The organism is Stomatobaculum longum, from assembly GCA_000242235.1.
GTDB classification, from domain to species: domain Bacteria; phylum Bacillota; class Clostridia; order Lachnospirales; family Lachnospiraceae; genus Moryella; species Moryella longum.
On sequence record JH590862.1, the window covers coordinates 514635 to 527065 of the forward strand.

Genomic DNA, 12431 nt, shown 5'->3' on the forward strand with positions numbered 1-12431 from the left:
CCTCTCTTCGCTCACAGCGAGCGGCAGGCGTCATAGAGCTTTGCCCACTCGCTGCCGCGCCGCTTCATGATGTGCTCGAGATACTCTTCCCAGATTTTCCGATCCTTCTCTTCGTCTTTGACAATCGCGCCCTGCAGCGCTGCCGCGAGGTCACTGTCTTGCACTTCGCCGGTGCCGAAGCTTCCGGCCAGTGCCATGCTGTTCACGAGGAGTGAAATCGCCTCCGCGGTCGAGAGTACATTTTGCGTTGTCTTGACTTTCTGGGCGCCGTCAATCGTCTGCCCCGCGCGAAGCTCGCGGAATACCGTGCAGACCTTGCGGACGGCGGCCTCCGCCGGCAAAACCGCCGGCAGGCGAAGTTCCGCCGAGAGCTGACGCAGACGCGTCTCCACAATTTCGACCTCCGCCTCGAGGTTTTTCGGGCTCGGCAGAATCACCATATTAAAGCGGCGCTTCAGCGCGGCGGACATTTCGTTCACGCCCTTGTCTCTCGTATTCGCGGTCGCAATCAGCGAGAAGCCGCGCAGGGCGGCCTGTTCGCGGTTCAATTCCGGAATCGAAATCCGCTTCTCCGAGAGCAGGGAAATGAGGGCGTCCTGCACCTCCGGCGCGCAGCGGGAAATTTCCTCAAAACGCGCAATCTTGCCTTCTTCCATCGCGCGGAAAATGGGCGTCTTTACGAGCGCCCGCTCGCTCGGGCCCTCGGCAATCAAGAGCGCGTAGTTCCAGGAATAGCGAATCTGCTCCTCGGTCGTGCCGGCCGTGCCCTGCACGACACGCCCCGACTCCCCGTTGATGGCCGCGGTCAGATGCTCCGAGAGCCAGGACTTTGCGGTGCCGGGTTCGCCGATCAAGAGGAGCGAGCGGTCGGTGAGCAGTGTCGCGACCGCAATCTCGACAAGGCGGCGGTCGCCGATATACTTCGGGCTGATGACCTTATCCCCTGCCTTGCCGCCGAGAATATAGGTGAGCACCGAGCGCGGCGACATATTCCACCCCTCGGGGACTTCGTTCTGTTCCGCCGCCTGAAGTGCGGCGATTTCATCCGCGAACAGGCTCTCGGCCGCGCGGCGCTGTACTTCCTTCTGTTCCATCCTGTCTCCTTTTCTCATTGTCACAGTTCTTCGGGATCTGTGCCGTCTTTGAGCGCCTGAATTTCCGCATACAGCGTGGGAATTGCATTGCCGTAATTATTGTGGCGCAGGTGCACACCCGCGTAAACCCGCTCCAGCAATGCAAGCCGTTTCTCCTTAGAAAGTGCAAGCGACCGTACCGTCCGGTTTAGCTGATCCAGGTCATACATATAAAACCCGCGTTTTCGCCAGATCAGGATGCTGCCGTCAAACACTTCGCTGAAATCGGTCCAGCCGAGAGCTTGCAGGCGCTTTAAGTCTTCCTCTTCCGCGAGGCGGTGGTGAAGATTGTGATACTCCCAGCCTCCCCAGAGTTCCTTCGCGTTTGGAATATCCTCCCGGTAGAGCGCGCGAAGTCCCTTTTCGTACTCACTGTAACGCTTCTGTTGCAATAAAAGCGGATACCAGCGCGGGTCCATGTGTTCCCGGCCGTATGCGGGACGGAGGCAGAAACTCTCCGTCGCCTCAAAAATGCCGTCCTGCCTCTCCTGTCTCTCCTGATTTTCCGCCTGCGAGCCGAGCGCAGCCTTCACTTTGCCAAGGAGCCCCTGTCTCTCCGCAAACAGTCCCGAGAACATTTCATAGACTTCTGCCGGCGTCTTTTCTTCCAGGGCGAGCAAAAAGTCCAGTTTGGTCTGTTCCCGCGGCGACAGATCGGGAAGCAGGGTGTGAAGCGCCGCACGGAAATCCGCACTGAGCGGTGTCTTCCAGAGTCTCGAATTGAGATAGATGCGGCGCACATGCGCCACAATCGCACCGGTCCGTGTGAGCTGCCGAAGAAGCGCCGGACTCTCCATGTCGATTGCCGCATACCAGAGTTCCTTCATCTTTTCCAGATAGGTACGGTTTTCGCTCTCCTTCTCGGCATCCGGATACATCTTCTCCATCTCTGCCGCGATGAGATCCGCCGCGTACGGGAAGGGGCAGTGCGCAATCGCATCGAGATAGCGCGCGGGGTTTTTGAGGAAATTCTCTCTAACCGCTTCCTCCGCTTCCGGATATTTTGCGAGCGCTGCAATCACCGCGACATGCGCCTTGTTTTTTTCGGTCTTCTCGAGAGACAGGAGGGTTCCGTAAAATTCCGGATGCTTGCCGAGCGCCGCAATCGCTGTCTCCTTCAGCTCTCCCCGCGATCTCGCAATGACATCCGTATAAAAGGACTCGCTCTCCCCGCCGCTCAGCGCATCGATCAGCGAAAAGTAGCGGAGCTGCACCCTTTCCTTCTGCTCCGGCGAAAAGGCACGCTCTAAGAGGGGCAGAAAGGCCTTGGGTCTCTCCTCTAAAATCCAGTTTTCCACCTCATCCGCAAACTCCGCATAGCGGTCGCCGAGAGCCCTTAGGAAGAGCGGCCGGAGTCTCAGATCCTCGAGATAGGGGCGCTTACTCTCTCTTGCTGCCTTCAGCACTTCCATGCGCCCTTTTCCGCTCTCGGTCAGGGCGAGGCGCAGGCTCTCGAGGCTTCGGTAGCTCTCCTGCCGGTAATAGAGCTCCGGGATTGCCTCCTTTTGCACGGCTTCCTCTAAGAGGACTTCGTCCCCGCTTCCCGCCGCTTTGCTCTGCGTGAGCAGGACCGCATCGAGCAGCGCCAGTAAGTCCAGAATCTGCGCACCTCTTTCCTCCGCGGGCAAAAGAAGCTGTTCTCCGCGGCGCGCGAGTTCTTCTAAGACCTTTGCCTCGCCGCGGTGATTCCCGAGTTCCGCGAGGGCGCGCGAAAAGCGGGGATCCTCCGCAATGCGCTCGCTCCCCGTGAGGGCACACTGAAAGAGACTCTCTCTCATCGAAGTCAAAATTTCCGCATTCATGTGTTTCCCTCCCCGCTCAGAGCATGAGGCGGATGATGCCCCGCCCGGTCACCAGACTCTGCGGCAAAAAGCAGAGTTCTCGCCGCACTTCATCCGCAAAGAAGAGCCCGAAGACTGCGCTCTTCCCGGTATCAAATTGCGAGAGCTGACGAAGCGCTGCCTCGCTGCCGTTTGCGTCCGTGACGCGAAGCAGGCTACCCGCCGCATCTCTTACGTAGACTGCGTCCTCTTTTACCGCTATCTCCGAAAGCTGCAAAAGCGCCGGCACCCTGTCCTCCGCGAGCACCGACTGAAGCGCCTTGGCCGCCTGTTTTGCCGCCTGCGCGATGGGCGCCGCAAAGCCGATGATGCGCGCAAAATCCGCCGCTTCCGGCTGCTCCGCCGTCGCGTCCTCGAGGCGTATGCGCGCTGCCTCCCCCGGGAAGGCCGGGTAGTAGGGGAAGCGCTCCGCGCGGAGTCTCCGGTCGGAACTGTCCTTCTCCGCAATGTAGTTCTTTGCGCTGAGCGGTCTAAAGTTCATCTCGCGGTAAAGGGTTCCGTCCGAGAGCGAAATCCAATGTCCGAGGTCCAGGAACTCCCGCTTGGCCTCGTCGTAGCACACTTCGAAGGCAAGCTGAAGCAGCGCTGTCTCGGCGAGCGTTAAACCGAGTGCCTCCAGTTCCTCCTTTTTCCGCACGCCGCCGAGCGCATCGTAGAGCGGATTTGCGTCGGGCTCGCCGGCCTTCGCTTCCAGCCTCTCCGTTAAGTAGGCGCTGCCGCGGCGCACCAGGGTGCGAAGCTTTTCGAGTTCCCGCACGGCGCCCCTCAAGAGGCTCTCTTTTTTCGCCTGTTCCCGCGCAGCCCCCGCTTCGCTAAGCAGAAAGGTGAAGCGCTTAAAGAGCTGCTGCGGCCCGGAGAGGTAGCTGTCGCCGAGTCGCTTCACGAGGAGCGCGTCCTCTTCCTTCGTATTCGTGAGGCCCGAGAGCAGACCGAGCTTCATGCGCCGCGAAAGCGCCTCGTCAAGGAGCGCAAGGCCCTCGAGCTGTTTTTCCGTCTTCTTTCGGAAGGCAGTCTGTCCGCTCGCGCTCTTTTTCTTTGTCTGCGGCTTTCCCTCGGCGGGCTCGGCCTTCTCTTCGCTCTTCTTCTCGTCCCGCTTTTTGAGCTTTTCCTGCTTCTTCACAATGTCTTCGGGAATCTCTGTCTCGGCGAAGTCCTTGCCCGCGGCAATCTCGAACAGAAGGGCAATCCCGTGCTTGCAGGGAAACTGGCGACTCGGGCAGCTGCAGCGTATCACAGGCGCCTTGCCCTCTTCAAAGCAGGCGGAAACCTGATAGAGGCTCTTTCCGGACCCCTTGCATTTGCCTGCGTAGTAACTCTCGTCCTTGGAACAAACCCGCTCCGTAAAGGCACCGCTGTCCGAAATTTTCTTTCCGTTTCGAAAAGCGCTGTCATTGGGAGCAAGCGGACGTATATCCTGTTCGCTGAGTGTTCTCATGTCTCTCCTCCTGCGCGATTGTCATTGGCTATCTTTTTATTATCCCAAAAAAAGACAGCCACGGCAACCTGCCGCAGCTGTCTTCCGATGCTCATCCCTTCTTCCGGACGGAGTAGCCGTAAGTGCCGAGCAGCGCGCCGAGCGCATAGTACTCCCCGTGGGAATACGCAACCAGCTTGGCCTTTTCGAGACAGAACTTCCCCTTCTCGTCCATCAGGCTCTTGTCCACATCGACCGCGAGCACTTCCGCGAGAAAGAGGTCGTGGGTGCCGAGAGGAATGCGCTCTGTCACGCGGCACTCGAGATTCACGGGGCTCTCCTTGACGAGCGGCGCCTTGATTTTAGACGCCTTCTCCTCGGTCAGTCCGAGCAGCTCCCACTTATTGCAGTCGCGCCCCGAGCGCACGCCCGCCTCATCGGCCTTTCGGACCAGCGCCTCCGTGGTCAGGTTGATTGCGAACTCGCCGCTCTCCGCAATCAGCTGATGCGAAAAGCGCTCCGGACGCACCGAGATGGAAACCATTGCCGGGTCAGAGCACACGGTCCCCGCCCACGCGACGGTGATCAGATTGCTTCTTCCGTCGTTGCCGCGGCAGCTCACCATGACTGCCGGCACCGGATACAGCATGTTTCCGCCGCGCCACACTTCCTTTGCCATCGTTTCTCCTCTTTCTTCTCCGCTGTTTTTTCGGTTCCGGCGGCGCGGGCAAATCACTACCCTCGCCGATTGCCCGCGCAATGGCCTCGACCACTTTCCGCGTGCTGAGTCCGTTCTCATCAATCACGAGATCGGCATACTTCTCATAGAGCACCGTGCGCTCCCGGTAGAGATCCCGGAGTGTCTGTCCCTCTTTGATGCTGACGCCGCGCGCGGTCAGATCTCCGAGCCGCCGCTGAATCGCGGGGTAGGAGAGCTTCAGATAAATGACTTTTCCGAGCGCCTTCAGTCTGGCCATTGCCTTCTCGCCGTATATCACCGAGCCGCCCGGCGCAATCACCGCATTTTCCGTCTCGAGCGCCGCGAGGGTCTCATCTTCCAGCGCGCGAAACCCGTCGTCCCCGCGCTCGGCAATCAGGTCCTTTAAGAGCTTCCCGCTCTGCTCCTGAATCAGAAGGTCGCCGTCTATAAAACGGCGACCTGTCTTCTTTGCAAGCACAACGCCGACGGAACTCTTGCCGGAAGCCGGCATCCCGATCAGCGTGAGGCAATTCTTAGTCATAGAGCTTCTCCGGATACCGGCCGCTCTCAATCAGCGCGCGAATCGCTGCGACGACCGTCGGCTTGTCCTCCTGATAGGTCACACCGAACCACTTGTCGTGGGTCGGCAGCACTTTGACACTGCCCCTGCCGCTCTGAATGCAGCTGTCCACGATGCTCGGCAGGAGGTATTCGCTCTTTTGCTCCGTGCCGTGCGCCTCTAAAAAGGCCGGGAAGCCCTCGGCGAGGACATCGAGAAACCGCAGCGGCAGGCCCCACATGTTCATCGAGACATACTGCTCGGGCGTCAGGGAGACCGGATTGCCCGCGCCGTCCTTGGCCTGCAGCCCCTCCGCTGTCATGCGGATCTCAAAGGTCTCGCGGACACTCTTCAGCATATGGCTTTCATCGACTTCGCAGACGCCGCGCGTCACCGTGCCGTTGTCCGAGAGCGTGTTCTTCAGAATGAAGCCCGCCATGCACATGTCGAGCCTTTCGCCCGTCAAATCCATCTCCTCGGTCATGTACTTGTGGACCGCGCGGAAGCCCTCCGGCCCGTAGTAATCGTCCGCGTTGATGACCACAAACGGCTCATTGACCTTGCCGCACACCGATAGCAGCGCCTGTCCGGTGCCCCAGGGCTTCTTTCTGCCCTCCGGCACGGAGAAGCCCGCCGGCAGATCGTCGATCTCCTGGAACGCATAGTCGGTCTCGATAACCTTTGCAATGCGATCGCCGATGATGCTCTTAAAGTCCTGCTCAAGGTCCTTGCGGATGATGAACACAACCTTGTCAAAGCCCGCGCGCTTCGCATCATAGATAGCATAGTCCATGATAATCTCGCCGTTCGGGCCCATAGGCGTGAGCTGCTTGATGCCGCCGCCGAAACGGGAGCCGATGCCTGCCGCGAGCACCACCAGTGTCGTTTTCATATGCATTTCCTCCTGTGATCGCCTGCTTTCCTTTCAAAGCGTGCGAAATATACTTCCATGATACGCGATTTTACGATATTTCGCGACTCTTTTCTTAAAAGGAACTAATCGCGTCGTCGCTGTGGTCCTCGGCAATCGAGCGGATTTCGACCTCATAGCCGCCCTGCGGCAGGCTGACCTGCACGCGGTCGCCGACCTTGTGTCCGAGCAGCGCCTTGCCGAGCGGCGACTCGATGGAGATGCGCCCCTCCGTCGTCTCGCTGCGAATCGAAGTCACGACCTTGTAGCTCTCACTCTCGTCCTCATCGACAAAATAGACTTCCACCATCTTGTTGAGCCCGACTTCATCGGCCGCGGCGCGGTCCTCAATGATGGTCGCAAACTTCAGCATGCGCTCCAGATAGCCGATGCGGCTCTCATTCCGGTTCTTTTCCCGCTTTGCGGCGTAATACTCAAAGTTTTCGGAGAGATCGCCCTGTGCCCTCGCCTCCTTGACCGCCTGAATCAGTTCGGGGCGCAACACGAGCTTACGGTGCTCAATCTCTTCTTCTATCTTTTTAACATCTGCCTTTGTCAGTTTTTCTCCCATCGCTTCCTCCCCGGGCAAACAGCCCGCCGCACAGGAAAAGGGAAGTCTTCCTTGCCGTTCGGAAGACTTCCCCGCACGTTCCGGTGCCGTCTTATTTTGTAAAGTACTGCGTAACGCCGTCCGCAAGCCCCTCGGCAAGCTTTCGGAGTGTCGCCTCGCTGTGATCCGAGACTTTGTCGCCGAGCTCAATGTCCACGCTCGGCACCGTCGAATACGAGGTCTGCGTGAGATCCACATCCATCGAGCCGCCGCCGAAAATCTTGACGCCCTTGCCGCGGAGACCGCCGATCAGTGCCTCGCCGAAGGCCTCGCTCTTTTGCCAGGTCGAGGAGACCGGATCCATCTTCTTGAGACCGTCCGGCACACTCATGAAATACGCGCCCTTATCGGAAGAGGTGCTGTCCCAGTGAACTGCAATGTGGCAGGCCGCATAGTTGTTTGCGAGCACGGTGCGGGCAATGTTGTCGAGCTGCACATCGCTGCCCTCGCGTATCATGAGAACGCTGAAGCCCCGCTTTAAGAGCACATCGCGGAGAATCTGTGCCTCCTGCAGAGTGACCCGGCTCTCCGGCGTGCCGTCCTGAAAAGTCATGCCCGAGGAGACCGCCATGGACTCCACCGCCCCGCGCTGGTTCGTGCCGCCCGTCACCTTCGGGCTGCCGTCCGGATGCGAGAGCGTCTTGACGCGCTCACCGCCGCTCGTGCCGTGCCCCGCATTCACGCAGATCACCTTATCGCCGTACTTGCCCTTGGCATTCTTATAGAGCTTTGCGGTCCCCGTCTTAATCTTCGAGGACGAGGCAAAGCGCAGGTTGTCACTGACCGAAACATCGCTGACCGTGACCCCCTCCGGGACAGAGACCGGCGTACTCGCCGCCGCCGTTGCCGTGCTCGCCGCCGCGCTGTTTCCGCTGCTTAAGTAGCGGCTCGCGACATAGTAATTCTTGCCGCCGAGCGAAATACGCGCCCATTCTCCGGAGATTCCGTTCGCCTGTACCGCCGTGCCGCGAGAAAGGCTCTGCGCCTTGCCCGCTGTCGTCGAGGGTTCGGTTCTCACATTTAAACTGTTCGCATTGACATACATGACTTGATTGACTGTCTGAAACGAAGCTGCCCATGCGCCGAAGGCCATGGCTGCGCTGAGCGCCGCCGCGGCCGCCGCCGTCAGATATCCCTTTTTCATTTTTTCTCCTCTCGCTTGCGCTTCTCCCCGGCGCTTTGCGTTTCTATGCTTTGCATCTATCTTAAGGTCCCGTTGCGCTTGTCGCAAGCGACAATACTCTTAAGAAAAAGAGACGGCTTTCGCCGTCTCTCTTATTTTGTCGGATAAAACTCACTGCAACACGACGGTTTCGGTCGCCGGGAGTTCCTTGGTCGAAGCCTTGAACTCGCCCTTTGCCGCCGCGCCGCTCTCGCTGAACGCGCCGTAGACCTGCTCAAACTGCCCCTCCGGGGCCTGCGCAATGTACATACCGCCCTTTGCGTACTGGCGGAGCACCGCCTTCATCGCCTCCGGCTGAATGGCCACACAGCCCGCGGTGCTAGGTTTGCCGTTGCTCGTGCAGTGCAAGAAGAGCGCGGAGCCCGTGCCGGGCTGGCGATTGTCCTTGTTAAAGCCGGTATTCAGCGCATAGGCATAGATATTCTTGGCCCAGTCCTCCCAGAGCTTTTCGCCCTTCTGCTCGGCCGCCTTAGCCGCGCTCTCGAGGCGATTGGTGCGGTCGGACCAGTACTGACGCTTTGCCTCCGCCTGAATGTGCGTGTAATCGCTCGGGAAGCCCTCCTCCGATGCATTCCGTCCGAAGGGCGTGTCGGTCTTCCAGAGTCCGATCGGGGTGGTGCCGTCGCCGCTGTGCCGCGTCGCCGACATGCCGCCGTAACCGTAGATACCGGCCGACTGGATTTTTGCCTGCCACTGCCCCGCCTCATCTTTGACAAAGACCGTGACGCGCGCCTTATTCCAGCGCGATTCGTCGCTCACCTTGGTCTCGCGATAGGTGTCCTTGCCGCCCTTGACCGCAAAACCCTCGACGACAATCAGAGACTTCGCATCCGCCGGGAGCGTGAACCGGGACACATCATAGCTCAGCGCCGTCACATCAATCTTCTTTTGCTCGGAAGCCGCCGCGGTGTTATCCGTTGCCGCCGCGGTTGTCGCCGCACTGTCCTTCGGCTTTGCCGGCGCCAGGAGTGCCTGTGTCGCGCTGCCGTTTTTCTGCGCGGCTTTGCTGCCGCCCTGATTCAGCGCGGGCACGGTGCTCTCCTGCGCGGTCTTCGCCTTGCTCGCCTCTGTGGCTTTTGCTGCGCTATTCTGCAAAGCCGCCGTCGTTTCCTGCGGCTTTGCCTCTGCCTTTATTTCATTCTTTTCTGTCTTTGCCTCGCGCGGCACATAGACTTCATCGATCGGCTTTTCCACCCGACCGCGCTGCGCCGCGGTATCGCTCTCGGTCTGCTTGACCTCTCCGGCCTTCACGATTTTTCCGATTGCCGCATAACTCGTCGCATTGCCGAGCAAAACACTGCCACAGAGCAGTGCTACCGCTGCCGTTGCCTGCAAGTGTCTCAGTTTCATGATGGTTTACTCCTTTCGCAATTCGGTCTTTCTGCCGCGTCCTGCTTACCGGTGTCTCGTGGCCAGCCAGTAAATCAGGACCAAATCCAGAACCGCTATGATTGCCCGCGGCAGGATAGCCGGAATGTCGTTTGCAATCCGGGCGCTCACACAGAGCACCGCGAGACCGAACAGAGCCGGTAACTGCTGCCGAAATCGCCTGTCCCGAGCGGCACTGCGCTTTTCTGTCTCTTCCTCACTCGGCAGTTTCGGCCACTCAGGTAACTCTGGTTCTTCTTTTCCCAAGTTTCTCACCTCCGCGACCTTGCTTCTATAAAAAATCCCCGCAACCCGTCGTCAAGGGAGTGACGGCAGGTTGCGGGGAGAAGCGAGAGCGATAGACGGGACTCGAACCCGCGGTCTCGACCTTGGCAAGGTCGCGCGTTACCAACTACGCCACTATCGCATCTGTTCGTATCTCGGACATTCAGAGTATAGCATAGCCTCACGCGCACGGCAAGTCTTTTTTACGACGGTGCCGTGCCGAGATAGATTCCCGCCGAATTTTGGGTCACATAGACCAGAATCATGCCGTCCTCGAGGACATAGCGGACATGTCCCACGTTGTAGCCGTTTTCATAGGTCAGCATGACGCGCCTTACCCCCTGCGGAATTGAATCCGCCAGTTTCCAGTAGGGGAGGCGAAGCAATTTTTCCTCGGCGCCGGTGTAGACAAAAATCAGCGCCTGCTCCCGCCCGTAGACTCTGCCGTAACAGACCAGATCCTGCTCCATTAAAAGCGGAATCAGAGACCCGCGGCGGAGCGCCGCCGAATTGCGGTGTAGCTTGCTTAAGTAGCGGTGATATTCGAGGAGCTCCAGATTCTCGTGCCCCCAGGGATAACTCCGTCGGCTGTCCGGGTCCGTAAAGCCGCAGACACCGACTTCATCGCCGTAGTACATGGTTGGCGCGCCTGGCCAGGTAAAGAGCATGAGGGCCGCCTGCCGCATCACGGAGAGCTGCACACCCTCTTCCGCCGCCGCCGAACCGAGCTCCGCGAGTCTCCCAACCCTGCCGTTGGTCCGCGTCAGAAAGCGCGAGTGATCGTGATTCGAGAGCTGGTTCATCGCCGTGTGAAGCGAGGGCTCCGGCAGTTTTGCCATTGCAAGGCTCATCTTGTCCCAGAAGTGCGCGCCGTTGCCGCGAAGCCCTGTATCCCTGCTGTCCGAGTGCTTCTCCATGCCGGTCAGAAACCAGCTGACCGGCTCCATAAAGCCGTCGTAATTCATCACGGAGTCCCACTCCTTGCCGTTTAACCAAGACGCCGGACTTCCGTAGTGCTCCGCCAGAATCAGTGCATCCTCCCGCACGGCCTTGACGCGGCTGCGAAAGCGCTGCCAAAATCTGTGATTATAGTCCGGCGAATGTCCGAGATCGGCTGCGACATCGAGCCGCCAACCGTCTACCTGATAAGGGGGCTTTAACCACTTCTCGCCGATTTCCAGAATGTGCTCCGCCAGTTCCGGACTTGCCTCATAGTTCAGTTTAGGCAGCGTGTCATTGTTCCACCAGCCGTCATAGCTCTGATTATCCGGCCAGGCTTCAGGGCGGTTGTCGGCAAAGACAAAATACTTGCGATACGGGCTGTCGGGCGTCAGATACGCGCCCGGCGCATAGCCGCCCTCGCGCGCATAAATTTTCTCGCGGTCCAGCCACTTGTGAAAAGAGCCGCAGTGGTTAAAGACGCCGTCCAGCAGAATGCGGAAGCCAAAGCGATGTGCTTCTGCAACGAACTCCGCAAAAAAACGATCCGAAGCCTCAAGGTTCTTACGATCCGCACTCCGCTTCTGGTAGCGCGTCGCATTGAGATTATCGCCTGCGTCGGGAGCAAGCAACTCGCCGCCGTCCTCAGCAATGATTGTGAGATGCGGGTCAATATGATCATAGTCCTGTGTGTCATACTTGTGATTCGAAGGCGAGACGAAAAGCGGATTGAAATAAATAACCTCGACGCCAAGGTCTTTTAAATACGCGAACTTTTCGCGCACGCCTGCGAGATCTCCACCGTAAAAATATCCCACATCAAAAGCAGATGGCTTCTCATCCCAGTTTTCAATGTGCTGCACGGGGAGACCAATATAAAGATATTCATCGGTCTCCACAACGTTTGTAAGATCGCCATCTCGGAAGCGATCCACAAAAATCTGGTACATCACAGCGCCCTTGGCCCAATCCGGTGTCCGGAAACCCGGAATATGCTGAAAGCAGAGCTCTGTTCGCGCAACAGCGCTTGCGCCGCGCCGATCATAGTAGAGCTTTTCCCCGCTCTCCCTGTCCTCAATCAAAAAGAGCCAGGAAACCGGGCTCTCTGTCACCAAGGTACAGGCGTATTCGCGAAAGCGGCTGCCGCCGCTGACCGGCGAAAGCGAAACCGCCTCTTCCCTCTCCTGCAACAGCAGACTCACGCGTAGCTTGTCGGCGAGTGCCGCGCGAAACCGCACCCGCAGGGTACAGCAGGTCCCCTGCATCCACTCCGTGACGTAATGTTCATTGGTGTCGCTGAAAAATGCGTTTCTATCCATGCCCTATGCCAACTTCCTTCTGTTTGTCCGAGCAGTCGCGCGGCGCATATTCCAAGCTGTCCCGATGCAATGTCCCCTGTTGTCGCTTGCTTCGCGGTAACACTCGTCTGTGATGCGTTTTTCTTTCCTGTCACGAAAGAGCTCTGATCTCCTCGCTGTCTTCTGCTTTG

11 protein-coding genes and 1 tRNA gene are annotated in these 12431 nt (G+C 58.8%); all 12 read right to left on the minus strand.

Annotation, left to right across the window (positions count from 1 at the left end; all coding sequences use genetic code 11):
- Positions 1–11: 11 nt before the first annotated feature.
- The 12 genes from HMPREF9623_RS05325 to HMPREF9623_RS05380 all read right to left on the minus strand — a co-directional run bounded on the left by HMPREF9623_RS05325 (position 12) and on the right by HMPREF9623_RS05380 (position 12261).
- Positions 12–1094, minus strand: coding sequence for an ATP-binding protein (locus HMPREF9623_RS05325; protein ID WP_009532878.1), 1083 nt, complete (start codon positions 1092–1094; stop codon positions 12–14).
- A 20-nt stretch (positions 1095–1114) separates the two neighbouring features.
- Positions 1115–2935, minus strand: coding sequence for a hypothetical protein (locus HMPREF9623_RS05330; RefSeq protein ID WP_009532879.1), 1821 nt, complete (start codon positions 2933–2935; stop codon positions 1115–1117).
- Between the two features lie 16 nt (positions 2936–2951).
- Positions 2952–4409 carry an SWIM zinc finger family protein gene (locus tag HMPREF9623_RS05335; protein WP_009532880.1) on the minus strand — a complete coding sequence of 486 codons (1458 nt, stop codon included), beginning with the start codon at positions 4407–4409 and terminating at the stop codon, positions 2952–2954.
- Between the two features lie 91 nt (positions 4410–4500).
- On the minus strand, positions 4501–5037 hold the full coding sequence (locus HMPREF9623_RS05340) for a flavin reductase family protein (protein WP_242822161.1): 537 nt from the start codon (positions 5035–5037) through the stop codon (positions 4501–4503).
- Positions 4940–5629: a shikimate kinase gene (locus HMPREF9623_RS05345; protein ID WP_009532882.1), complete on the minus strand. Its 690-nt coding sequence runs from the start codon at positions 5627–5629 to the stop codon at positions 4940–4942. The genes HMPREF9623_RS05340 and HMPREF9623_RS05345 overlap by 98 nt, the downstream gene beginning before the upstream one ends.
- A complete protein-coding gene (locus HMPREF9623_RS05350) occupies positions 5622–6539 on the minus strand; it encodes a nucleotidyltransferase family protein (RefSeq protein ID WP_009532883.1) in 918 nt (305 codons plus the stop codon). Before HMPREF9623_RS05350 ends, HMPREF9623_RS05345 begins: the two co-directional genes overlap by 8 nt.
- Positions 6540–6633: 94 nt before the next feature.
- The gene (gene greA / locus HMPREF9623_RS05355; protein WP_009532884.1) at positions 6634–7128 is read right to left on the minus strand and encodes a transcription elongation factor GreA; all 495 of its coding nucleotides are present in this window, start codon (positions 7126–7128) and stop codon (positions 6634–6636) included.
- Positions 7129–7219: 91 nt separating this feature from the next.
- A complete protein-coding gene (locus tag HMPREF9623_RS05360; protein ID WP_009532885.1) occupies positions 7220–8311 on the minus strand; it encodes an N-acetylmuramoyl-L-alanine amidase in 1092 nt (363 codons plus the stop codon).
- A gap of 150 nt (positions 8312–8461) precedes the next feature.
- On the minus strand, positions 8462–9700 hold the full coding sequence (locus HMPREF9623_RS05365) for a L,D-transpeptidase family protein (protein WP_009532886.1): 1239 nt from the start codon (positions 9698–9700) through the stop codon (positions 8462–8464).
- 45 nt (positions 9701–9745) lie between these two features.
- On the minus strand, positions 9746–9985 hold the full coding sequence (locus tag HMPREF9623_RS05370) for a hypothetical protein (RefSeq protein ID WP_009532887.1): 240 nt from the start codon (positions 9983–9985) through the stop codon (positions 9746–9748).
- Between the two features lie 87 nt (positions 9986–10072).
- Positions 10073–10145, minus strand: a tRNA-Gly gene (locus HMPREF9623_RS05375).
- Between the two features lie 61 nt (positions 10146–10206).
- A complete protein-coding gene (locus tag HMPREF9623_RS05380; protein WP_009532888.1) occupies positions 10207–12261 on the minus strand; it encodes a glycoside hydrolase family 13 protein in 2055 nt (684 codons plus the stop codon).
- Between the last annotated feature and the right edge of the window lie 170 nt (positions 12262–12431).

Excerpts from the sequence above, each read along its gene's own strand:
- HMPREF9623_RS05365 (WP_009532886.1), bottom strand. The coding sequence starts at position 9,700 with ATGAAACTGAGACACTTGCAGGCAACGGCAGCGGTAGCACTGCTCTGT.
- HMPREF9623_RS05335 (WP_009532880.1), bottom strand. The coding sequence starts at position 4,409 with ATGAGAACACTCAGCGAACAGGATATACGTCCGCTTGCTCCCAATGAC.
- HMPREF9623_RS05380 (WP_009532888.1), bottom strand. The coding sequence starts at position 12,261 with ATGGATAGAAACGCATTTTTCAGCGACACCAATGAACATTACGTCACG.
- greA (WP_009532884.1), bottom strand. The coding sequence starts at position 7,128 with ATGGGAGAAAAACTGACAAAGGCAGATGTTAAAAAGATAGAAGAAGAG.
- HMPREF9623_RS05330 (WP_009532879.1), bottom strand. The coding sequence starts at position 2,935 with ATGAATGCGGAAATTTTGACTTCGATGAGAGAGAGTCTCTTTCAGTGT.
- HMPREF9623_RS05350 (WP_009532883.1), bottom strand. The coding sequence starts at position 6,539 with ATGAAAACGACACTGGTGGTGCTCGCGGCAGGCATCGGCTCCCGTTTC.
- HMPREF9623_RS05325 (WP_009532878.1), bottom strand. The coding sequence starts at position 1,094 with ATGGAACAGAAGGAAGTACAGCGCCGCGCGGCCGAGAGCCTGTTCGCG.
- HMPREF9623_RS05360 (WP_009532885.1), bottom strand. The coding sequence starts at position 8,311 with ATGAAAAAGGGATATCTGACGGCGGCGGCCGCGGCGGCGCTCAGCGCA.
- HMPREF9623_RS05345 (WP_009532882.1), bottom strand. The coding sequence starts at position 5,629 with ATGACTAAGAATTGCCTCACGCTGATCGGGATGCCGGCTTCCGGCAAG.
- HMPREF9623_RS05340 (WP_242822161.1), bottom strand. The coding sequence starts at position 5,037 with ATGCTGTATCCGGTGCCGGCAGTCATGGTGAGCTGCCGCGGCAACGAC.